Origin of the sequence: Acinetobacter sp. HA, assembly GCF_000264725.1 — a bacterium.
GTDB classification, from domain to species: domain Bacteria; phylum Pseudomonadota; class Gammaproteobacteria; order Pseudomonadales; family Moraxellaceae; genus Acinetobacter; species Acinetobacter schindleri.
On record NZ_AJXD01000097.1, the window covers coordinates 26101 to 48338 of the forward strand.

Annotated in this window: 16 protein-coding genes, 1 pseudogene and 1 riboswitch; of the genes and pseudogenes, 5 read left to right on the forward strand and 12 right to left on the reverse strand. The window is 41.6% G+C overall.

All coding sequences use genetic code 11. The features are described 5' to 3' along the window. The first annotated feature begins 550 nt into the window (after positions 1-550). Positions 551-1387, forward strand: coding sequence for an IclR family transcriptional regulator (locus HADU_RS13755; RefSeq protein ID WP_005222202.1), 837 nt, complete (start codon positions 551-553; stop codon positions 1385-1387). Positions 1388-1613: 226 nt separating this feature from the next. Continuing rightward, positions 1614-3326 carry an electron transfer flavoprotein-ubiquinone oxidoreductase gene (locus tag HADU_RS13760; RefSeq protein WP_008307320.1) on the forward strand — a complete coding sequence of 571 codons (1713 nt, stop codon included), beginning with the start codon at positions 1614-1616 and terminating at the stop codon, positions 3324-3326. A 340-nt stretch (positions 3327-3666) separates the two neighbouring features. On the opposite strand, the gene uca is transcribed toward HADU_RS13760, so the two are convergent. The 4 genes and pseudogenes from uca to HADU_RS13780 form a co-directional block, all read right to left on the reverse strand. Beyond that, positions 3667-7287: an urea carboxylase gene (gene uca / locus HADU_RS13765; protein ID WP_008307322.1), complete on the reverse strand. Its 3621-nt coding sequence runs from the start codon at positions 7285-7287 to the stop codon at positions 3667-3669. A gap of 4 nt (positions 7288-7291) precedes the next feature. After that, positions 7292-7941: pseudogene (locus tag HADU_RS13770) on the reverse strand (urea amidolyase associated protein UAAP2). Between the two features lie 15 nt (positions 7942-7956). Then, the gene (locus tag HADU_RS13775) at positions 7957-8694 is read right to left on the reverse strand and encodes an urea amidolyase associated protein UAAP1 (RefSeq protein ID WP_005222210.1); all 738 of its coding nucleotides are present in this window, start codon (positions 8692-8694) and stop codon (positions 7957-7959) included. Positions 8695-8722: 28 nt separating this feature from the next. Next, positions 8723-8834: riboswitch (guanidine-I (ykkC/yxkD leader) on the reverse strand. Between the two features lie 203 nt (positions 8835-9037). After that, positions 9038-9931 carry a LysR family transcriptional regulator gene (locus tag HADU_RS13780; RefSeq protein WP_004809417.1) on the reverse strand — a complete coding sequence of 298 codons (894 nt, stop codon included), beginning with the start codon at positions 9929-9931 and terminating at the stop codon, positions 9038-9040. A gap of 281 nt (positions 9932-10212) precedes the next feature. On the opposite strand from HADU_RS13780, the gene HADU_RS13785 reads away from it, so the two are divergent. Next, positions 10213-10923 carry an HAD family hydrolase gene (locus tag HADU_RS13785; RefSeq protein ID WP_004809418.1) on the forward strand — a complete coding sequence of 237 codons (711 nt, stop codon included), beginning with the start codon at positions 10213-10215 and terminating at the stop codon, positions 10921-10923. An 81-nt stretch (positions 10924-11004) separates the two neighbouring features. Here HADU_RS13785 and HADU_RS13790 read toward each other — a convergent pair whose 3' ends face one another. From HADU_RS13790 to HADU_RS13800, 3 genes are all read right to left on the reverse strand, one after another. After that, on the reverse strand, positions 11005-11355 hold the full coding sequence (locus HADU_RS13790) for a hypothetical protein (RefSeq protein ID WP_034434013.1): 351 nt from the start codon (positions 11353-11355) through the stop codon (positions 11005-11007). Between the two features lie 390 nt (positions 11356-11745). After that, positions 11746-12909, reverse strand: a complete 1164-nt coding sequence (locus tag HADU_RS13795; protein WP_004809422.1) for a fatty acid desaturase family protein — start codon at positions 12907-12909, stop codon at positions 11746-11748. Positions 12910-12936: 27 nt separating this feature from the next. Further along, on the reverse strand, positions 12937-13959 hold the full coding sequence (locus tag HADU_RS13800) for a flavin reductase family protein (protein WP_008307328.1): 1023 nt from the start codon (positions 13957-13959) through the stop codon (positions 12937-12939). A gap of 105 nt (positions 13960-14064) precedes the next feature. Here HADU_RS13800 and HADU_RS15580 point away from each other — a divergent pair, with 105 nt between their 5' ends. Beyond that, complete coding sequence (locus HADU_RS15580) at positions 14065-14229, forward strand: hypothetical protein (RefSeq protein WP_004809424.1); 165 nt, start codon at positions 14065-14067, stop codon at positions 14227-14229. Positions 14230-14276: 47 nt separating this feature from the next. Here the strand turns inward: HADU_RS15580 and HADU_RS13805 are convergent, their stop codons facing one another. Together HADU_RS13805 and HADU_RS15690 are read right to left on the reverse strand one after the other, a co-directional pair. Continuing rightward, a complete protein-coding gene (locus HADU_RS13805; protein WP_004809425.1) occupies positions 14277-15932 on the reverse strand; it encodes a long-chain-fatty-acid--CoA ligase in 1656 nt (551 codons plus the stop codon). 258 nt (positions 15933-16190) lie between these two features. Continuing rightward, entirely contained in the window at positions 16191-16358 is a 168-nt protein-coding gene (locus HADU_RS15690) for a hypothetical protein (RefSeq protein WP_004809426.1), read from the reverse strand. A gap of 185 nt (positions 16359-16543) precedes the next feature. On the opposite strand from HADU_RS15690, the gene HADU_RS13810 reads away from it, so the two are divergent. Then, positions 16544-17956 carry a PLP-dependent aminotransferase family protein gene (locus HADU_RS13810; RefSeq protein ID WP_008307331.1) on the forward strand — a complete coding sequence of 471 codons (1413 nt, stop codon included), beginning with the start codon at positions 16544-16546 and terminating at the stop codon, positions 17954-17956. A gap of 38 nt (positions 17957-17994) precedes the next feature. Here the strand turns inward: HADU_RS13810 and HADU_RS13815 are convergent, their stop codons facing one another. From HADU_RS13815 to HADU_RS13825, 3 genes are all read right to left on the reverse strand, one after another. Continuing rightward, entirely contained in the window at positions 17995-19329 is a 1335-nt protein-coding gene (locus tag HADU_RS13815; protein WP_171056680.1) for a DcaP family trimeric outer membrane transporter, read from the reverse strand. Positions 19330-19440: 111 nt separating this feature from the next. Then, on the reverse strand, positions 19441-20811 hold the full coding sequence (locus HADU_RS13820; protein WP_005222225.1) for an MFS transporter: 1371 nt from the start codon (positions 20809-20811) through the stop codon (positions 19441-19443). Positions 20812-21226: 415 nt separating this feature from the next. Continuing rightward, a complete protein-coding gene (locus HADU_RS13825) occupies positions 21227-22141 on the reverse strand; it encodes a LysR family transcriptional regulator (protein WP_005222226.1) in 915 nt (304 codons plus the stop codon). Positions 22142-22238: the final 97 nt, after the last annotated feature.

Consider the following 22238-nt stretch of genomic DNA (forward strand, 5'->3'; position numbering starts at 1 on the left):
TTACCGTAATTTTTAGTTTCGCATAGCGAAATAAATAACCATAAAAAAACAAAATGAGCAAGAAAAATCGTCAAAAAATTTTGTTTCTTTCTAAAAAATAAACTTTTTCAAGTTTTAAGATGAGAATGGATTTAATGTTTTATTTCACAATACGAAATTTATTTGTTGTTTTTGTATCAAATAAGAGTTAAAACTGCACTTAGGAAAGATTATTCTGATCTTTATAAGGCAGAAAGCTATTTCAGAAAATTCTCCTTCAATAAATAAAATAAATATAAATACAGGCCTGTATTTATATTTATTTCGAAAATTTGAGGTGTTGTTTTCTTTCAGAGAGTAATTTAAATTTTCTAGAGATACTTAAGAATCTTATTTACTTAGAATGATGAAGAATGTTGTATCGTTTTTTAGCTGAATAGCACTAATTGAACTAAATACAGATAAAGCTGATATTTTTTATTTATTTTTATCTTTAATAGAAGTGTTTTATTTTGTATCGTGAAATTTAATTGCTATCATATTTATTAATTTACCTTTAATTGCTCTGATCATGACAAAAAATAAAACTGGCGAAATTCCTAATTTTGATGAGATCCGTTTAGATCCGATTTCTCATATTCATAGAGAAAACAATCCTCAATTTATCGCATCTATTGCGCGTGGATTGGAAATCCTGAGATGTTTTTCAGCAACCAATCAATTACTGGGCAACCAGGAAATTGCACAACTGACCAATTTACCAAAACCAACCGTAGCCCGGATCACCAGCACATTGGTTTCGTTAGGATATTTAAAACAGCTTCCGAATACCACTAAATATCTGTTAGACGTTGGTGTTTTAGCCTTAGGATATGCTGCTTTAAGCAATATTTCTGCACGTACCCAAGCCTATCCTTTCATGGAGGAAATGTCACGTTATTCACAAGCGCCTGTAGCCATGGCAACACGTGACCGCTTAAGCATGATTTATCTGGAAGTGGTACATACAGAATCAACGCTGACTATGCGCCGTCCAGTTGGTTCAACCTTGCCACTGCATAGTAGTGCCATGGGTCGTGCCTGCCTGGCTGCAATGGAAGTTAAAGAACGTGAATATTTATTTGATGCGATCAAGAAAAGAAATGAAGATCAATGGCCAACCATCAAGCGTAATCTGGAACGTGCAATCCGTGATTATCAGGATTATGGCTACTGTCTGTCTTTGGGAGACTGGGCAAAAGATGTGAATTCCGTGGCAGTTCCACTGATTCATCCCAAACATGGAATTTTAACATTTAACTGCGGTGCACCAAGTTATCTGCTCAATCAGGAAAAACTGGAAAATGAAATTGGACCGCGTCTGATTCACATGGTGAATAATATTGCGCTGAATCTCAATAACATATAAAAAAATGATTATTAGAGCGACATTAAGTCGCTCTTATTATTGAATACTCAATCTACACATCTTCCTACTTTAACTAGAATTTGCAGCAAACCTTTTTAATGCTATGAAATAGATAAGATTTAAAAAATAGATAAAGTCCTATTTCAAATAAAAAGATCAAAAATAAGCTTCATAACCGATTTATATAATGCTATAAATATCGCATAGCGAAATTGGATTTTATATTATGGAAAATATTACAAGAGAATCGATGGAGTTTGACATAGTTATCGTAGGCGCAGGCCCTGCGGGTCTTTCTGCTGCGATCAAAATCCGTCAGCTTGCAATTGAAAACAACCTGAATGATCTGTCCGTTTGTGTCGTGGAAAAAGGCTCCGAAGTCGGTGCTCATATTCTGTCTGGTGCTGTACTTGAACCGCGTGCCATGAACGAGCTGTTCCCTAACTGGAAAGAAGAAGGTGCACCTTTAAACGTTCCAGTGACTGAAGACAAAACCTTCTTCCTGCTCTCTGATGAAAAATCACAAGAAGCTCCGCACTGGATGGTGCCAAAAACCATGCATAACGATGGCAACTATGTCATCTCACTGGGCAATGTGGTGCGCTGGTTAGGCCAAAAAGCGGAAGAACTGGAAGTGTCGATCTTCCCAGGCTTTGCTGCCTCTGAAATCCTTTACCATGAAGATGGTTCAGTCAAAGGTATCCAGACGGGTGACATGGGCATTGGTAAAGATGGCGAACCAACGCATAACTTCACTCCAGGTTACGAGCTGCACGCGAAATACACGATTTTTGCTGAAGGCTGCCGTGGCCACTTAGGTAAACGCCTGATCCAGAAATTCAACCTGGATAAAGATGCAGATCCACAACACTACGGGATCGGCATTAAAGAACTATGGGAAATTGATCCTGCCAAGCACAAACCGGGTCTGGTCATGCATGGTGCTGGCTGGCCACTCAATGAAACCGGTTCTTCAGGTGGCTGGTGGCTCTACCATGCTGAAAATAACCAGGTGACCCTGGGCATGATCGTGGATCTTTCTTATGAAAACCCGCATATGTATCCGTTCATGGAAATGCAGCGCTGGAAAACCCATCCTCTGATCAAACAGTATCTGGAAGGCGGTAAACGTATTTCTTATGGTGCGCGTGCCGTAACCAAAGGCGGTTTTAACTCTCTGCCGAAATTCACTTTCCCAGGTGGTTCTTTAATCGGTGATGATGCCGGCTTCCTGAACTTTGCCAAGATCAAAGGCTCACATACTGCGATGAAGTCAGGCATGCTCTGTGGTGAAGCGGTATTTGAAGCAATCAAGGCCGGTGTAGAGAAAGGCGGTGACCTGGCAGTTGCACGTGTAACTGAAGGCGAAGATTTCTTCGTAAAAGAGTTGACTGCTTATACAGACAAGTTCAACAACAGCTGGTTGAAAGAAGAGCTGTATAGCGCGCGTAACTTTGGCCCTGCAATGCATAAGTTCGGTCAATGGATGGGTGGTGCATTCAACTTTATCGACCAGAACGTGTTTAAAGTGCCATTCACCCTGCATGACCTGGTGCCAGACTTTAAGACATTGAAAACTGTTGATGCGGTGAACTTCAAGCCGAACTATCCAAAACCGGATGGCAAGCTGACTTTTGACCGCCTGTCTTCAGTGTTTGTATCCAACACTGTTCATGAAGAAAACCAGCCAGCGCATTTGAAACTAACTGATGCTTCAATTCCAGTGAACGTGAACCTGCCAAAATGGGATGAGCCAGCTCAGCGCTACTGCCCGGCGGGTGTATATGAAATCATGGAAAATGATGATGGTTCTAAACGCTTCCAGATCAATGCAGCCAACTGTGTACACTGCAAGACCTGTGATATTAAGGATCCTTCTCAGAACATCACCTGGGTAACACCGGAAGGTGCTGGTGGTCCGAATTATCCAAATATGTAATTTGGATAATTCTTGCGAAGCCGTGCCTTTCTCCTATCCCAATATGTAATCTGGATAGTTGTGTGAGGCATTGGCTCGCATACCCAAACATGTAGACGTTAGTAATAACTCTTCATTTATTTTTTTAGGTAATCCCAGCTCCCTAGGGAGCTGGGATTAAAAATGAATATTTATTTAAAGTTATTATTTTTAATTGATCACATATTTAACCTGAATACCAATATTCAAAGTATAAAAAACCATGGATGATCTTAATCTTCCCTAACCCTGAGCTATATATAGCGCAAGAATAAAGAGAGGAAATTCCCTCCTTTGAAAAAGGAGGGTTAGGGAGGATTCTTTAAGCTACTGGCGCCAACGTAAATAACACCTGTCCTGTTTTTACCGTTTGCCCTTTTTCAATGGTAATCGCATCCACTCGCATACGCTCAGGTGCGATAATCGGAATCTCAATCTTCATTGCTTCAATCACCGCAAGCGTTGCCCCTTCTTCCACAATATCCCCTGACTGACATTCAATTTTCCAAATTGAACCTGGCATATGCGATTCCACCGCACACCCCCCCTCAGGCACTTCTACACCTTCGCCATCATCTACCGCATCCAGGCTTTCAGACACATATTCTGCAAGTCCTGCTTCATGCCAACGACGGCGCTCTGCATCAAAGTTGGCTTGTTGCACTGCTTTAAAGGCAGCAATCGACTCTTGGTTTTCCGTTAAGAAGTCGTTGTATTCTTTCAGGTTAAGTACACCCTCTTCAATACGCAGTTTTAAACGACCTGCTTTAAAGTCCTCACGCATGTGCATCAGTTCAGCTTCGGAGACTTCATAAAACTTAATTTGATCAAAGAAGCGTAATAACCACGGCATACCCTGTTCAAAATCAGGGTTTTTACGGTAGCGTGACCACATTTGCGAGGTACGACCGACAAACTGATAACCGCCCGGACCTTCCATACCATAGACACACATATATGCACCGCCAATGCCGACAGCATTTTCAGGTGTCCATGTGCGTGCAGGGTTATATTTAGTGGTGACTAAACGCTGACGAGGATCAAGTGGCGTTGCTACAGGTGCCCCCAAATACACATCGCCCAAGCCCATGACCAAATAACTCGCGTTATACACCACATCTTTTACGGCTTGTTTATCTTTTAGGCCATTAATACGACGGATAAATTCAATATTGTCCGGACACCATGGTGCATCGGGACGCACGGTTTGCATATAGCGTTCGGTAGCGAGTTGGGTTTGTGAATCTTCCCAAGCTAGTGGCAAATACACGGTACGTGATGGAACTTGCATTTGCGTCACATCAGGCAGTTCCGCTTCTGCTACTTGCAATAAACGCAGTAAATCAATTTGATCAAGTTTGATCGAATCAAAATGGATTTGTAGCGAACGAACACCTGGTGTCAGGTCGATAATGCCCTGAATATTTTGCTGTTGTACCCACTGCATCAAAGCATGAATACGGAAACGTAGGTTTAAATCTAAAACTAACTCGCCATATTCCACCAACATATAGTTGTTACCGGCAGGACGATACACCACATCAGGCGTGCCATTTTGACCTTTTAGGGTATCTAAAATGGCAGATTTCAGTGTGCTGATTTCAGGATAAAATGCTTCATCAAAAGTCACCGCTTGCGTATCTTCAGCAGTTAATTGTGCATGATATTTTTCATTCAGCAATTTCGCTTGATGATAGCTGAGAGGTACAAATTTGACTTTATCGCCGGCTTTGAGCTGACCGAGTTTCCAAAGCTCAGAATTGATCACCACCGCAGGGCACACGAAACCACCTAGGCTGGGACCATCAGGCCCAAGAATAATTGGCATATCACCAGTGAAATCGATCGCCCCAATGGCATAGGCATTGTCATGAATATTCGATGGATGCAGACCCGCTTCGCCACCGTCCTGACGAGCCCATTCTGGTTTTGGACCAATCAAACGAATTCCGGTACGGCTGGAGTTGAAGTGAATTTCAAACTCGTTGGCAAAGAAGGTATCAATATCATTTTTAGTAAAGAAATCCGGTGCACCATGTGGACCATACATCACCGCAATTTCCCAAGTATTTGAGAAGGCAGGGATTTGATCTTTGCTTAATGCTTTCACTTCATCAGATGTAAATGCCGTGATTGGAAGCATATCGCCAATCAGCAAATTACGCCCTGCATGACCACCAAACTGACCTAGAGTAAAGGTCGCTTGTGAGCCTAAATATTCAGGCACATTCAGACCGCCTTTAATCCCGATATAAGTACGGCAACCTGTGGCGATCTTGCCACATTTCAGCACCTGACCTTTACGTACATTCACGGTTTGCCACATCGGAACTTGAACGCCATCCAAAGTCGATGGCATATCGCCACCTGCCAATACAATTTGGCTATCGCAATGGAATTTTAAGCTTGGGCCTTGTAGCGTACATTCCAAACCTGCGGTATTCGGTACATTGCCTAATAGTTGGTTCGCGACATTTAAAGACAGCGGATCAATCGCACCTGATGGTGGTACACCGACATCCCAATAACCCAAACGTCCTGTCACATCTTGCACGGCGGTTTGTATACCGGCTTGCAGGACTTCAATTTTTTGGGTTTTCCATTCAAAAGTATTTAAGAAGCGTGTGGTTTGCGTACCGGCTTTAAACACATCACAGTCGATAATGTTTTGCAGATATTCAAGGTTGGTTTCAATACCAGCCACTTGGGTTTTAGCCAGTGTATCGGTCATGGCTTGAATCGCAGACTCACGATCATCCGCAGTCACAATAATTTTGGCAATCATCGGATCATAGAAGGATGAGACATTTGAACCTGTTTCTACCCATGTTTCATTACGTGCATTGGCATCGAATTCTACATGCGTTAAAAGCCCTGCACTTGGCTGGAAGTTTTTGATTGGATCTTCTGCATAGAGACGCACTTGAATCGAATGACCTTGAGACTCAAGTTTTAATGTAGGTGCCACCCAATCGCCACTGCCTAAAGTCACCATCCATTCAACCAAGTCCACACCAAAGACTTGCTCAGTCACGCCGTGTTCTACTTGCAGACGGGTATTCACCTCCAGGAAATAGAATTCTTGCGTGTCGGTATCCATGACAAATTCAACGGTACCTGCCGAGCGGTAATTCACCGATTGCATCAATTGAATCGCGACATTTTGAATATAGGCACGTTGCGTATCGTTTAAATGTGGTGCAGGCGTTTCCTCAATGACTTTTTGGTTACGACGTTGCACCGAACAATCACGCGCGCCCAGTGCTAGAACTAAACCGTTGCCATCACCAAAGATTTGCACTTCGATATGACGAGCATTTTGTACGAATTTTTCTAAGTAAAGGCCTGCATCTTTAAAGTTGGCTTGCGCTAAATAAGACACGGTTGCATAAGCTTCTTTCAGCTCCTCCGCATTCCACACCAAACGCATGCCAATACCACCACCACCTGCGGTACTTTTCAGCATCACAGGATAGCCAATACGCTCAGCCTCAAGCAGGGCTTCAGCTTCATCAGCCAATAATTGGCTACCTGGCAATAACGGTACATTGGCTTGAATCGCCAATTCACGTGCAGTGTGTTTCAGACCAAATGCTTTCATTTGCTCGGCATTTGGACCCAAGAACACAATGCCTTGTGCTTCACAGAGATTACAGAATTCGGCATTTTCAGACAGGAATCCATAGCCCGGATGAATCGCTTGCGCACCGGTATGTTTGGCCACTTCTAAGATTTTATCGACATTCAGATAGCTTTGGCTTGCAGGTGCATCACCAATAAAGACCGCTTCATCAGCTAAAGTCACATGCAAGGAATCACGATCTGCTTCCGAATACACCGCAACCGATTGGATGCCTAATTTTTTAAGGGTACGGATGACACGACAAGCAATTGCACCACGGTTGGCGATGAGAACTTTATTAAACCCATATTTTAAAGTCATAGTCTTATACCTCGCCTTCACGGACAATCAGTTGAATTTTTGTTGGGTTATAGGCATTACATGGGTTATTCAGTTGTGGGCAGTTTGAGATCAACACAATCAAATCCATCTCAGCTTTAATTTCCACATATTTGCCCGGTGCAGAAATCCCATCATCAAATTTCAGGTGACCATCTGAAGTTACAGGTACATTCATAAAAAAATTAATATTTGGACCGATATGGCGCACGTTTAAACCATGCTTTTTGGCAATCGGATGTTGTGACAGCGCAATCATGAAATTGTTACGGCAACTGTGCATTGGATATTTATCTAAGCTATAACGCACTGTGTTGCTTTCACATGAACATGCACCGCCCAACGTGTCGTGGCGACCGCAGTTGTCATCATGAATAGTGGCGATTTTATTACCAAAGTTTGTGTATAAAGTTGTGCCTTTTTCTAAATAAATTTGCTGATTAATGGCTAAAGTATCGGTTGCGCTATAACGCTCTTCAGGGTTTGAAGCCGAGATAAAAAGCGTATCGACCGCTTGGTTTCCCTCTAAGTCAACAATACGGAAATACTGTCCTTTTTGACTTCGCACATCCATGCTTCACCAGCAGGACAGACTTCGCTTAACACTGATTTTTCTAAATTCACAAGTGTAGTCATGTTGTATTCCCCCAATTAAGCGCTTAATGCGTAGTAACGATTGTTATTTTGGAATGCACGCTGATTTTGCGGACATGAATCACGACATACATCGCTGTCGCCTAAAGGAAGTGCTTTAAACAGATTTAATTCGATATCAGCAGGTGCATACACGGTGCTATTGTCTAATGCATGTGGTGCGGATGATAAAAACACCAAACAATCCATTTCAAAACGTAGTTCAATCACTTGATCGGTATTGTCTGATGCCACATAGCTGAGATTGCCATTATCATCAGGTTGAACTTTAGAAAACAGATTTAAAGTGCTGCTGAGGTCGGTTGCCGATAATCCAAATTTGGTCATCTCAAGTAATAAGCTGTCTTTGCCGTTGCGGTACATCTCGTTACGGGCATCTTGAAAGGTCTTTTGACCAAATTGATTTTCAATTTGCTGTGCAGTACTTGGTGCACAAAAAACATCATTCCAACCGTGATCATCTTTGACAATCGAGACCATGGCACGACCCAAATCAGAAGTTAAAATATGCCCAGTACTTAAAAATGCCGTGTGTTGCCCTTTTAAGCTGTCTGGCATGTTATAGCGTTCAAGTTTATCTCCGCTATTCACGCAGTACAGTGCGACATTGGCATTGTTGCCTAAGGATTTAAGTTGTAAGACTGCGCCGCGCTGAATGCGTGCAGACCAGTGGTGTCCACCCGGTAAACGTTCAGTCCAAAGGACTTGATCTTCGTGATAAGTTATTGTGCTCATATGCATCTACCCTAATCTTTGACGGTTTACCTCCCGGGCTTTTATCCCTCCGTGTAGCGATCAGTGTTTCCTTTCGCCGTGAACTCTCGGTCTCAGACATACATGAATGTTCATGTATCGGAACCCTAGATCACTTTATGATGAGTTTGATAGATGCAAAGGCTGTGCCAATTTAGTAATACTGTTTTTCCATTTAGTAATACTTTTTGGGGTTTTAACTGATCAATTCAGGTGCAAGAATCTGTTATAGGCATCAAGATGCACCAAAACACAAAAATCCCAGCATAGGCCGAGATTTTAAAATCTATAGATGAGGACTAAGTCCGGGTCTATAGCTGCAGGATTATTTACTTAAAATCTCATGCAATATATTGCGTAACCATTGATGACTGGTTTTATGATGACAGGACATGTGCCAATACTGCTTCACAGAATAGGTCGGGAATGCAATCGGCGCATTAAAAATCTTGAGATTGCCACGCGATAGTAATACTTCACTCAAATAATAAGGCACAGTCGCAATTGCATCGGTTTCCTGCACCACCAGTCCTACGCCTAAATAGCTTGGCAAGCGCATCAGAATGTCTCGCTTGAGTTCCAGATTTAGCAGTTCATTTTCAATATGGTAATGTCCCATCCCGGCATCAATATCAATATGCGTTTCACGCAAATACTCTTCAATAGTCAGGCTGTCGCCAACCAGCCGTGGATGGTCTTTGGCTGCAATCACCACATAATACTGTTCAAACAATTTCTGCTGATAGAAACCATTTTCCAGATTCGGCAAAAAACCTAAAGCCAGATCAATTTCTCCATTGGCCATTTGATAGCTGGTTTCTGAAGTAATTGGACGCACATTCAGACGAATATGCGAAGCGTGCTGTTTTAGATATTGTGAAATTTTTGGCAACAGGACCAGATGCGATACATCGGTCATTGCCAAGGTAAAGCGTTGCTGGGACGTGGCCTGATCGAAATCAATAGTAAAATTATTGATGGTTTCGACTTTACTTAGCGCCTCACTGACCAAAGGAAATAGCTGCTTTGACAGATCCGTCGGCAGCATTTCATTGCCAATACGCAAAAATAAAGGATCATTATAATGCTGACGGATTTTATTGAGCAGATTACTCACCGTCGGTTGGCTCATATCCAGATAATCGGCTGCATGGGAGACGTTCTTAAATTTGTAGACATAATAAAAGATGCTGAGCAATTTACAGTCAAGTTCAAACACAGAAACACATTTCCTTCAATTTTTTAATCATTTTGGCGGATCTATCATCCGCGCAATTTGATCTAGTGCCAATGTCCAAATATAACACTTTGTGACTATCTGTATGATCATTCAGGATGTGTTTTGCAATAAAAATACTGTTTACCCGATCTGTAACTCTGTCAAATACCACTTCATGTAAAATGGATAACCCTTATCTTTTATTTCAGCTGAAACACTTAAGTCGCATGTTATATACTCAGCCGCACAGAATAGACTGTGGAAATTAAGGGAAAAGTGTCATGTTTCAGAACAAAAAACTAGTCTGTTTTGATCTGGATGGTACGTTGATTGATTCTGTAGGCATTTGGAATCAGGTCGATGCTGCCCTGATTCATGAACTTTCCGGTATAAAAGCCAATTTAAAATTGATCCAGCAGCAGCGGGATCTACAGTTGACAGCCTTTCGACATTTGCCTGATCCTTATCTGGAATATTGTGGTTATTTAAAAGAACTATACGGTTTTGAACTAAACAAAGAAGACGTCAAAAACCGCCGTTACAGTATTTCACGACATTTTCTGGATCATGTGGTCGAATTAAAACCTCAGGCGGAACTTATAATCCAGGCCCTGAAAAAACAAGAGATTCCACTGGCCTTAACCACAACCACCAGTTTATTCAATGTGCAGCGTTATCAGGACAATAATCAAAATATTAACGCTAAAATCAGCTTTGATGATGATTTTGCCTTAATCCTCACCCGCGAAAATGTCCAGAACATCAAGCCACATCCAGAAATTTATCTGAATGTTCTTGAGCATTTTAAAATTGAAGCCAAAGATTGCCTGATTATTGAAGATTCTTTAATTGGTGTAGAAGCTGCGAATAATGCAGGAATAGAGGTAGTGGCAATTTATGATCAGTATTCTGCTCATGAAATCGAGCTGATTAAAGCCAGAGCAAATTATTTTGTGCAGGATTTTACCGAATTATTAAGGCATATTGCTTAAATATCTATATAAATAAATGTCATGAATAATTCCGTTTCATGACATTTATGTTATTATTTCTAAATGGATTAGATTAGAGCATTATTTGGCTTTTTTGTAGACTGAACCTGACCCTACAAGGTTGCCAGTTTTTTCATCAATTACAAAATCGACCATTCCTGCCCCTGCATTCAACTGAAGCATGCCATTTTCATTCACAGCCGCGGGCATTGGATTCTTTTTCTCTGTTTTACCGGTTTCCTTATCTTTGATGGTATTGGTAATCAGATAATTTTCACCATTTTTAGCAATTACCAGGATATTTTCAAGTTTTGGATTTTCTAGAGTGTTCTTCCAGTTGCCTTGATAATCTGGAGCTGGCGCTTCAGTGGTGTTACAAGCAGTTAACAGCAATAATAAGGAGATTCCTGAAAAATATTTAAGATATTTCAAAACTAAAACCTTGAATGTTACGACGCCGCCATTATAAAAATAACTTTCCTAAAGTTTAGCAAGTTGTTGTAGGCAAAGCGTTTCAGCCGTACCAAGTCTGTTTTGCATGAGTGTTTTTTTGAAAAGAATTCTTCACATTTTATCCATAAAATATGATGTATTACTTAATTATTCTAATTAATTAAATATTTTAAAATACTTCAATTTGATAAGGTATTAGTATTTTTTAAGCTTATTGGAACTAATATTACTAGATCCAAGACAATCTACAACCAAGTTGATATGTATAAGAAGCTCAGATAAAAAAAATCCTCAATAACCCATCCAAAGTTATTGAGGAGTACCAAACTGGTTAAGAAACATCAATATGATGCTGTTAAAGAAAAGTGATTAAAAGAACTTGGCTTTTACAGCATTCAATATAAATTTTGCGCTTTGCACTTTTTCTGCAATTTGTGCATGCCATTCGTTTGGTACAGAGCATTTTGCAACGCGAACCCAAACGGTCGAAAACTGCTTCATAAAACTGGCTTCGTTATAGTGGATACCATATTCAGCACATAATGCTTTGATTTTTGGTGCCACTTCTGAATAACGGTTCGCTGGCATGTCCGGGAATAAATGGTGCTCAATCTGATGGCTCAAGTTACCACTTAGAATATGCAGCCATTCGGTACCACTGAAATTACTCGAGCCACGGATCTGACGCAGATACCATTCCGCACGGGATTCATTTTCCGTATTGTCCATTTCAAAAGTTTCAGCATCTTCCGTGAAATGACCGTTAAAGATCACAGCGGAAGCCCACAGACTACGAATCACATTGGCCACTGCATTGCCAGTAAATACTGGAATGGCATTTGGACCGGCAATAATCGGGAAGAATACATAATCTTTCAGTACCTGACGGCGCATCTTTTTACGTAGTGGCGCTGCTTCATCCCAAACCTGTTTCCAGGTTTTGGTTTTATAGGCAATTACATCTTCTAGATGCAGGCGCTGTAGACCCACGTACCATTCGAAGAACACCATCAACTGAATTGTTAGTGGAATATTAAATAGAAAACGGGGTTCCCATTTTTGCGATTCACTCACACGAATCAGGCCATAACCCACATCGTGGTCCATGCCGACAATATTGGTATAAGTATGATGAATATAGTTATGGGTATATTTCCAGTCATCACCGGTGGCAATGGTATCCCAGTCATAAGTCGAACCATTCAGACTTGGATCATTCATCCAGTCAAACTGGCCATGCATCACGTTATGACCAAGTTCCATATTTTCTACGATTTTGGAAATACCCAATAAGCCTGTACCGAGTAGCCAGACTGGTGGCAACCAACCGGCCACCATCAGCATGCCCCGGGAAGCAATTTCGCTATAGCGGACAAAATTACGGATTTTATAGATGTATTCAGCATCTTTTTCACCTAAATCATCCATCACCTCACGGCGGATCGCATCCACCTTGGCACCAAATTCCTGAATCTGTTCAGGGCTTAAAAATTGGCTCTTATTGTGCCGCTTAAAATCAATTTGCATATTCATGGGAGTACCTTCTTATTTTTCTAGGGATTAAAGATTAATCACCACAGGACTAACGGCTTGGGAGATACACAATTTGATCGGGGTATTGCTCTCGTGATCGATTTTACCAGTCAAAATATTTTTTACTGAGCCACTGACTTTGGTGCAGGAACAGGTATTACAAATTCCCATTCGGCAACCATGTGCAGGACGCAAACCTGCTTGTTCAGCACTTTCCAGAATGGTAGAACTGGCCTGAAACTCCTGATGCGATCGCTGGAATTGCACAGGTTGTGCTTTAACTTTTTCATCCACCACGATCTGGAAGTATTCAGAATGGAAACTGGATTTCACGGAAAGCTTTTCAGTAATACGGTGTGCTGTTTTCATCATGGCCGCTGAACCACAGGCATAAATTTCACGTTGTTCAAAATCAGGCACCAGCTTGTTGAGTAACTGTAGGCTGAGATGCTGCTTATGCTCCACAGTATTAAAATGATGATATTTCAGATGTGGATGCATCAGTGCCAAGGTTTTGATTTCAGCATGAAACGCATCATCACGGGTGAAGTAGATCAGATCAATCGGATGCTGAAACTGCACTACGGCTTTTTGCAGTAAGGAGTAAATTGCAGTGATGCCGCTGCCTGAGGCCAGCATTAAAATGGGTTTAGGGGAATTCAGCAGTGTGAATTCGCCCTGTGGCTGTGAAAGCTCTACCACAGCACCCAGCTGTGAGGAGCTCAAGGCACGGGATACTTTACCCTGCTGTTTAACAGCGATAATTACATCACCATTTTTTAGCATTGTAACGGCAGAATAATGACGCTGATGCAAAATACCATCCAGTCTTAAAGTCACAGCTACATTCTGTCCTGGCTGAAATTTTTTAGCCTGAAAGTTGAAATTTGGACGTAGCTGGATCTTATAAAAATCATTGCCAATAAGCTGGATGCTGATCACTTCTGCCTTCACTTTTTTCAATGCCAAAGTTGGATGAACTTTTTCAGCAATGAAATCAATAAAGTCTTCTCGGATCCAGTGAGGCTTGTAGCTTTGCATACTTGTCATTTTTATTACCTCATACAGAAACAGAATTAATGTACATCTGTCTATTTATTATGCATTCAGAATATAGGCTTTTATGATTCGTTCCATGTCAATTCGGGTCAAATCATGTTTCTGTCAGTAGAATTCCTGTTTTTTGTCGGACAAAATGATGTGCTTTTGATTAAGGTTGGTTTTCGGCATGTAAATCCGAAAGGCATTTCATGCCAGTTTGCCTATCTGGATCGACTATTTTTCTATGAACTTTATGGCTATAAATATGCAAAAGGCTGACCACATTTCTGTAGTCAGCCTTGTTATTTTGGCAGAGTTTATAGGTATTATTCTACAGCTGGGCTGAGCTCTGTCTGCTGATCCAGCAATACTGTTCCGAACTTTTCACGCAAGTCTTTTTTCAGCATCTTGCCAGTACCACTCAGTGGAATTGCATCGACAAAAATTACTTTGTCTGGCACCTGCCATTTTGCTACTTTGTCAGCAAAATAGTCCAGCAGTTCTGGCTCGGTGAGCTGACTGTCAGGTTTTTTAATCGCAATCAGGATTGGACGCTCATCCCATTTCGGATGCTGTGCAGCAATGACAGCTGCCATGGCTATTTGTGGATGACCCATGGCCAGATTTTCCAGTTCCACCGAGGAGATCCATTCTCCGCCCGATTTGATCAGATCCTTGGCACGGTCGCTGATTTTCATGAAGCCATCTTCATTCAAGGTGGCAATATCCCCCGTATCAAACCAACCATCAGCAGTTAAAGAAGATTCTTCCTTGCCAAAATAGTTATTGATGATCCAGTGACCACGAATCTGTAGATTGCCTGTGGTTTCACCATCGCGAGTAATTTCATTCGATCCATTTTCTTCATCAGTCAAACGCAAGTCGACGCCAAATGGTGGACGACCTTGAGAAAGGCGAATTTGTAAACGCTCTTCTTCACTCAAATCCAGATGCTTGGCTTTAATCTGATTGGCTGCACCAAGTGGACTGGTTTCCGTCATACCCCAGGCATGGATGGTTTCACAATCAAACTGTTCTTTAAATACTTTTAGCATTGAAGGCGGACATGCCGAACCGCCGACGACATTGCGTTTTAAGCTTTCTAACCTGGAACCCGACTGTTGTGCTGCTGCAATCAAGCCTTGCCAGATCGTTGGTACACCTAGAGCAACTGATACTTTATAGCTGTCAATTAAATTGACCAGACTAGCGCCATCCAGCCCTGGGCCTGGCAATATCAAAGTACAGCCGACCATCGCTGCTGCATACGGTGTCCCCCAGGCATTGACATGGAACATCGGTACTACAGGCAGCATGATATCTCGTGCGGATACATTCAGTGAATCCGGCAAACTGATCGCAAAACTATGTAATGTCGTTGAACGGTGACTATATAAAACCCCTTTTGGATGACCTGTAGTTCCAGAGGTATAACACAGTGAGCTTGCTGCATTTTCATTAAGTACAGGCCAATCAAAATCATTAGATTGATCGGCAATCAGCTCATCATAGAATTTCACATCTGGAAGAACTTCAAGGATAGCCTCATCTTTTGCATCCAGACAGATAAAGTGCTCTACCTTGCTTAGCATCGGTTTGACGGCTTTAATTAAGGGTACAAAGGTTTTATCAAACAGGATTACACGGTCTGATGCATCATTAATAATAAATACCAACTGTTCCGGGAATAAACGTGGATTAATCGTGTGGCAAACAAATCCACTTCCAGAAATGGCATACCAGGATTCCAGATGACGATGGTTATTCCATGCAATGGTCGCGACACGGTCGCCATGTTGCAGTCCCAGCTGATTCAGCACATTGGCGAAACGTTTGGCATTGCTACGAATTTCGCCCCAGGTCGTATGAGTCATGCTGAGATCAGTATTTTTTGAAATTACCGCAGTATCGGCATGATAGCGTCCTGCATGTTCAATCATGCTGCTGATCAGTAAGGGCTGAAACATCATATTTCCAAGCATGTTGTGCTCCTTTATCCTTGTTATACGTCCATATTATTGTCGAGATTTTTAAATATTTTTATTTAAGCATGATGCGCAGATTAGCAGACACTGCAAAATAAACGCATCACTTGCTTGAATCTAGCAAGGAAAAATATGAAAGCAAGTAGCAAAATGTGACAAAAACTACGGCGTCTATGAAAATATCAAAAACTATCATTTTTTATAATGGAATAATCATATGAATAAAAATCCCGGCCATTAAACCGGGATTTTTTATTATTTGAGTCCTGAGAAGAACAGGTTATCAGCGTTGACCACTAAAGCCACCCCCAGACAAAACAACCCTGCATAAATAGCGAACCAAATAATCATCTTTTTGAAAGCTTCATCAGAAATACTGCTGTCTGCATATTTCGGTGCTTTTTTCTGTTCGTCTGGAGTCATATGCTCACCTGTCGCTGGATTTAGGGACTATGCTTATTTTCAGCCCGATTGCAAAAAATGAGTAGATACAAATACTGCCTAAAAAAATATAACAGATAAATCATAACTGCCCTAACTGTTATATTTAACCTGACTAAATATGCTATATATGCAGATAAAATTCCATTTTTTATTTTTCTTAATGTATGTATAAATTTGAAAAACTCGCACTCAGTATTCGCCATATGATTGAAGATGGCATCTGGAAAGCCCATAACAAACTCCCTTCATTGCGTGAGCAGTCCGAACTTTCCGGTTATAGCCTGATGACAGTGTTAAATGCCTATCAGGAACTCGAGGCACAAGGCTGGCTGTATGCCAAAGATAAATCCGGGTATTACATTGCAGAACGTGCTGGTCTTGCAATAACTTCCATTAAAGAAACATTAGCAGCTCACGAGAAAATACAGATCAATTCGGTGGTATTTAACTATCTCAAAGATACCCAAGCAGCAGATATGATCCCGTTGGGATCGGCATTCCCCAATCCGGAACTCCTATTTAATAGCAAATTTATGCAGTTATTATCCCAGCATTCCAAACGTAAAAACAGCTATCTGAATCATCCAAATATGCCACCGGGTAATCTGGAGCTGCGCCAGATCATTGCCGGACGTTATCAACTACAAGGTATATCATGCCATTCAGATGACATTGTCATTACATCTGGTGCGCTGGATGCTCTAAATTTGTCTTTACAGGCACTCACCCAACCGGGTGATTATATTCTTTTGCAGGAAACCGTATTTTATGGGGCCTGGCAGGCTGCTGAAAGACTGGGACTAAATGTCATTACTCTTCCTGATGATCTTGAACGTGGTTTTGATCTGAAAGCTTTTGAAAAAGTCCTGAAACAATATCCGATCAAAGTCTGCTGGCTGATGTTGAACGCACAGAACCCGATTGGTTATACAGTTTCTGCAGGAATCAAAGAAAATATTGCACAGTGCTTAGCTCAGTATCAGGTGCATCTGATTGAAGATGACGTTTATCAGGAACTGAACTTTGGCAAGGAAAAACCAGTGCCAGTGAAATATTTTGACCAGGAAAATATGGTGCTGCACTGTGGTTCATTTTCTAAAACACTAGGCATGGGTGCTCGGGTCGGCTGGGTCTTTACAGGCCCATATTCCAATGCCATTCAACATCTACAGTTGATGAGTACCCTGAGTGTGAGTCCGCTTTTACAGAATACATTGGTAGATTTTGTTGCGCATCATCATTATGAAAAGCATTTGCGTAGTTTGCGCCGTCATTTAAATCAGAACAAAAAACGTTTTTATCAGGAACTCAAAGCCAGATTACCTGAAGACTGTAAGATTCACTATTATCCAACGGGCTATTTTTTGTGGGTAGAGCTGCCTGAAGATATGGATTCGCAGCAGCTCTATACAGATTTGCTTGAACAGAAGATTTCCATTGCACCGAGTCTGCTGTTCAGGCCTAAACATGCAGCACAGAACTTTATTCGATTAAATTGTTCTTTTGAATGGACAGATGAACTTGCTCAAGCTGTAGAACAGATCATCGATCAAATTGAACACAATAAAAAAGCGTAAACTGGGTTCACGCTTTTCAAAATATAATCTGAGAAGTATTAAAAGCTATAGATCGCAACGGCGTTAATCCGGTTATCTTCACCCTTAGTGCTACCATTCGTGGCTGCACCTAATGCTTCACGTTCACCATATACATATTCAAAACCAAAGCTGAGTGGCTTGGAAGGGTTATAAAATACATTGGCCCATGCCTGCCAAAGGTCCTTGTTAATTGCTGTTGGATTCGCGGTAGCAGTAACATATCCATTATCTTGCTCGAAATTCATATAACCATAGCCCAAGGTACCACGTAACTTGTCATTAAACTGCTGGGTTAAACCGACAGTAATCGAGTCGAACTCACTCTGTAAAAGATCCCCGTTCGTCGCTCTGACTACACCAGGATTAGCATAAGACACAAAGCTGCTATCCCCTTTGACATGATAATAGTCGGCTTTTAAAGTAATACTGGGTACGACTTCATATTTTGCACCAAGTCCTACACCCCATGCCATTTTTTCATCTCCATTGACACGCTTTTCATTCCCCATGGCACGGGCACTGACGGAAAGATTATCAGCAAACTTATGATTTAGACGTACTGTCAAAGCCGGTAAACGCTGTTTAATACCAATAATGGTTCCATCTTTTGGATCTTCTACTGCAAGGACCAGATTGGTAGCAGGACTAAAGGTACTGGTATGACGAACCTGAGGCGTACGCTTTACTGCACCACCTGCATAAGCTAAAGCATCTACAGTTTCTGGCATATAATCCGGTATAGCAAAGTTTGACCAGGTCTGACCAATCAGCCAGTTGGCATAACTCATATAAGCATGACGGATACGTAAATTATCCAGACTTGCGCCACCCAGGAAATCTACTTCAACTTTAGCACTCAGGGCTTTGTCCCCAGCACCTACAGGGGCTTTAAAGTCCATCCCTAGACGGGTTGCAGAAAGTGTTGATTTGAACTCATCACTGCGCTCGCCTACACCCTCAAGTGGAACAGCATTAATCTGGTTGTACATACGTGTAGCTGCACCGCCTTCAGCCTGATAAGAGGCATCGGCACGGACATTCCCGTAAAGATTGAATTCAGCACCACTAGCAAGTTTCATCACAGGTTTGGCTGCTGGTGCTATAGCTGCCGGTGTTGTTGCCTGTGCTGTATATGTAACTTGTCGAGACTGTTGCTGTTCAAGCATGGCACGCAAGGCTTTGACTTCCTGACGTAACTGCTCGATTTCATCCTGACTGGATTGAGCTGTGCTTTGCGCTATAGCTGACAGGCTGATACCGCCTATACTTATTGCCATCATGCTCATCAAAACTTTATGTTTGAAGGTTGAATTGTTGATTGATTGTTGATTAGTGAATTGCGACATGTTCATCCTAAACTCGCTTTTTTATTATGCAATTTAATTCCAGTAACCGGTCACCACCATTTATGATGGTGACCTATTCCATTGAAATATTTAACTTATTAACTGATATTTTCTTTATTAATTCGCTTCTTTGGCAAGTATGGCTTCGCCCGATTCAGAGGTTTCAAGGACTTCACCATCTACAGAAGCTTTCAGGTTCACCAGAAAAATGGCCAGCGCTGCAATCACGCCCGGAATCGCGATGGCAAAGAAGTTCATTTGGTGTGGTAGTTCCATTGTCAGCAATGCACCTGTCAAAACGGGCCCAACGATGGCACCAATACGACCAATTCCCGATGCCCAACCCATTCCGGTAGAACGCACAGTAGATGGGTAATATTGTGCAACAAAGGTATATAACAAGATCTGTGAACCGATCGTTGCAGCACCAGCGATTGCAATCAGGGTATAAAGTACAAACTGCGGGCTGTTAAAACCAAGCAGAATTAAGGCAGATGCGCCACACAGGAACATAATGGTCAGCACTTTTTTGATATGGAATTTATCAGCCAGATAACCCCCGCCAATTGCGCCAATCATGCCGCCAATATTCAAGGCGAACAGGAAGATCATACTAGCACCCAATGAGTAACCCGCCTGAATCATCAGCTTTGGTAACCAGCTTCCCAATGCATACACCATCAATAGACACATAAAGAAAGCAATCCAGAACATGAAGGTACTGAATGTACGACCTTTCTGAAATAATGCTTTTAATGGTGCTTCATCACCCTTTTTCACTTCATTCAGGACAAATTGAGAATTTTCTGTAATATCTTGAGCAGGTGAAATCTTTTTAATGATGTTTCGTGCTTCTACAGTCTGATTTTTGACGGTTAGATACATCAACGATTCAGGCAGGAATTTCCAGATTAACGGTAAAGCCAATAAAGGAACACCGGCAATATAGAACATGATCTGCCAGCCAAACTGTGGTACCAGCCATGCACCTAAAAGTGCAGACGTCATACCGCCAATCGCATAACCACTAAACATCAGGGCAACCAAAGTGCTACGGATACGTTTTGGCGCATATTCGGTCATTAGCGCTACAACGTTTGGCATAACTCCGCCAATGCCAAGACCAGCCAGAAAACGTAAAATTCCAAACTCTACCGGTGAGCTGGCGAATGGCCCCAGGAAGGTAAATCCGCTAAAAATTGCCACACAGAGCATAATCGTTTTCTTACGCCCGATTTTGTCGGACAGCGTGCCGAAACTCATGGCACCAAACATCATGCCGAACAAGGCAGTACTAGCTAACATCCCTGCTTGTACCGCTGTTAAAGACCATTCCTGCATTAATAATGGTAAGGCTACTCCATAAATCACCAGGTCATAGCCATCAAAAATAATAATGATCAAACACCAGATCAGAACACCCCAGTGAAATGGTGTAAATTTCGCTTCATCAATTAATGTATTGATATTGACTTTGGTTGCTTCCATCTTTGCCTCCTGCAAATGCAACGTTCCAATTAATGGAGCAACAATGCAGCATGGCTGGATAAATGTCCAAAACCGAATATATCTATATCTATACCTTCAAAGTTGTTTACAGGCAGAATCGACCTTCCAGGACCGATGTTTTCATCATAAATCGGGTTTGCTGGCTGAAATACCTGGTTTTTATATAGGTTTAGGGTATGAAAGAACCTAAAAGGTTGAATGTCAGAGCACTTTGATCAGCAATCAAACAAAATAGGTATAAAAGGAGGATTTAAAATTTTCTTCTATATCAAAATTTCCCGATTGCACTAAAGTCGTAGATCACTGCATACTTTTTTTAGAGGGTAAGGAGAAAATTCCGCCCAAGCCTTAAACTTAAGTCTAAGGCGCGGTATATTCAGGGATAAATTCATGTCTAAAAACTGTTTCTATCATATTTAATTGCTTCCAAATCATACACTTGGTAAATACAATCAAATAAGGACATGATATCTTCACTCTCGTCCATATTGCGCATAGTCAGAAAAACCGGGCTGACTGCGCTCTCGTCCAGAATCGGGATATAGTTAAGGTGAGCTAACTGAATCGAATGAGCACTTTCCGGTACAATACATACACCCTCACCCGCTGCGACCAGTCCCAGCGCCAGCTGGATTTCCCTTACAATTCGGACATGTTGTGGTTCCAGATTATATTCTGAAAATAATCCCTGTACCTGGGTGGCGAAACTTGGAGAGGTATGGTTAGGATAGAGAAATAATTTTTCATCAACAATATCAGCAAGATATATCCCTTTATTATGGGAAGATAAAGGATGGCTGGAATGTACACCGAGTACCAGACGTTCTTCACGCAACAGTACCCGCTTTAATGCCGGATCAGAAATACGTAAACGCCCAAAGCCAACATCTATACGCCCTTCTTTCAGTGCCTTAACCTGTTCCATGGTGGTCATTTCCACCAGTTCAATTTTCAGGTGTGGCTGTTGCTGCCTATATAAGTAGACAATGCGCGACAGCAATCCATAAAGCAGAGATCCAACAAAACCCATGGTAACCGTGCGTTCCACCATACCAATACGCCTGGTCATGGACTTCACTTCTTCAGCATTGGCCAGAATTTTTACCGCATGCTGGTAGAAAAAATAACCAGCCTGAGTGGTTTTAAGTGGTCGACTGCCACGCTCAAATAACGCAATACCAAGTTCTGCCTCAAGATTTTGAATCTGACGGCTTAATGGGGGCTGGGCAATAAAAAGTTTCTCTGCAGCTTTAGTAAAACTTTGCTCTTCAACTACTGCTACAAAATACCTTAAATGTCTGAGCTCCATAACGTGCATACCTTTTAAATATAATAAAATGCAAAAATGGTCTTCGACAGCCATTTATGATTCTTTTAAGGTATATCAAGTCAAAGCATTAAAGCAA

Excerpts from the sequence above, each read along its gene's own strand:
- HADU_RS13795 (WP_004809422.1), bottom strand. The coding sequence starts at position 12,909 with ATGAATATGCAAATTGATTTTAAGCGGCACAATAAGAGCCAATTTTTA.
- HADU_RS15580 (WP_004809424.1), top strand. The coding sequence starts at position 14,065 with ATGTTTCTGTCAGTAGAATTCCTGTTTTTTGTCGGACAAAATGATGTG.
- uca (WP_008307322.1), bottom strand. The coding sequence starts at position 7,287 with ATGACTTTAAAATATGGGTTTAATAAAGTTCTCATCGCCAACCGTGGT.
- HADU_RS13785 (WP_004809418.1), top strand. The coding sequence starts at position 10,213 with ATGTTTCAGAACAAAAAACTAGTCTGTTTTGATCTGGATGGTACGTTG.
- HADU_RS13825 (WP_005222226.1), bottom strand. The coding sequence starts at position 22,141 with ATGGAGCTCAGACATTTAAGGTATTTTGTAGCAGTAGTTGAAGAGCAA.
- HADU_RS13760 (WP_008307320.1), top strand. The coding sequence starts at position 1,614 with ATGGAAAATATTACAAGAGAATCGATGGAGTTTGACATAGTTATCGTA.
- HADU_RS13755 (WP_005222202.1), top strand. The coding sequence starts at position 551 with ATGACAAAAAATAAAACTGGCGAAATTCCTAATTTTGATGAGATCCGT.
- HADU_RS13800 (WP_008307328.1), bottom strand. The coding sequence starts at position 13,959 with ATGACAAGTATGCAAAGCTACAAGCCTCACTGGATCCGAGAAGACTTT.
- HADU_RS13820 (WP_005222225.1), bottom strand. The coding sequence starts at position 20,811 with ATGGAAGCAACCAAAGTCAATATCAATACATTAATTGATGAAGCGAAA.
- HADU_RS13815 (WP_171056680.1), bottom strand. The coding sequence starts at position 19,329 with ATGAACATGTCGCAATTCACTAATCAACAATCAATCAACAATTCAACC.
- HADU_RS15690 (WP_004809426.1), bottom strand. The coding sequence starts at position 16,358 with ATGACTCCAGACGAACAGAAAAAAGCACCGAAATATGCAGACAGCAGT.
- HADU_RS13810 (WP_008307331.1), top strand. The coding sequence starts at position 16,544 with ATGTATAAATTTGAAAAACTCGCACTCAGTATTCGCCATATGATTGAA.
- HADU_RS13775 (WP_005222210.1), bottom strand. The coding sequence starts at position 8,694 with ATGAGCACAATAACTTATCACGAAGATCAAGTCCTTTGGACTGAACGT.
- HADU_RS13805 (WP_004809425.1), bottom strand. The coding sequence starts at position 15,932 with ATGCTTGGAAATATGATGTTTCAGCCCTTACTGATCAGCAGCATGATT.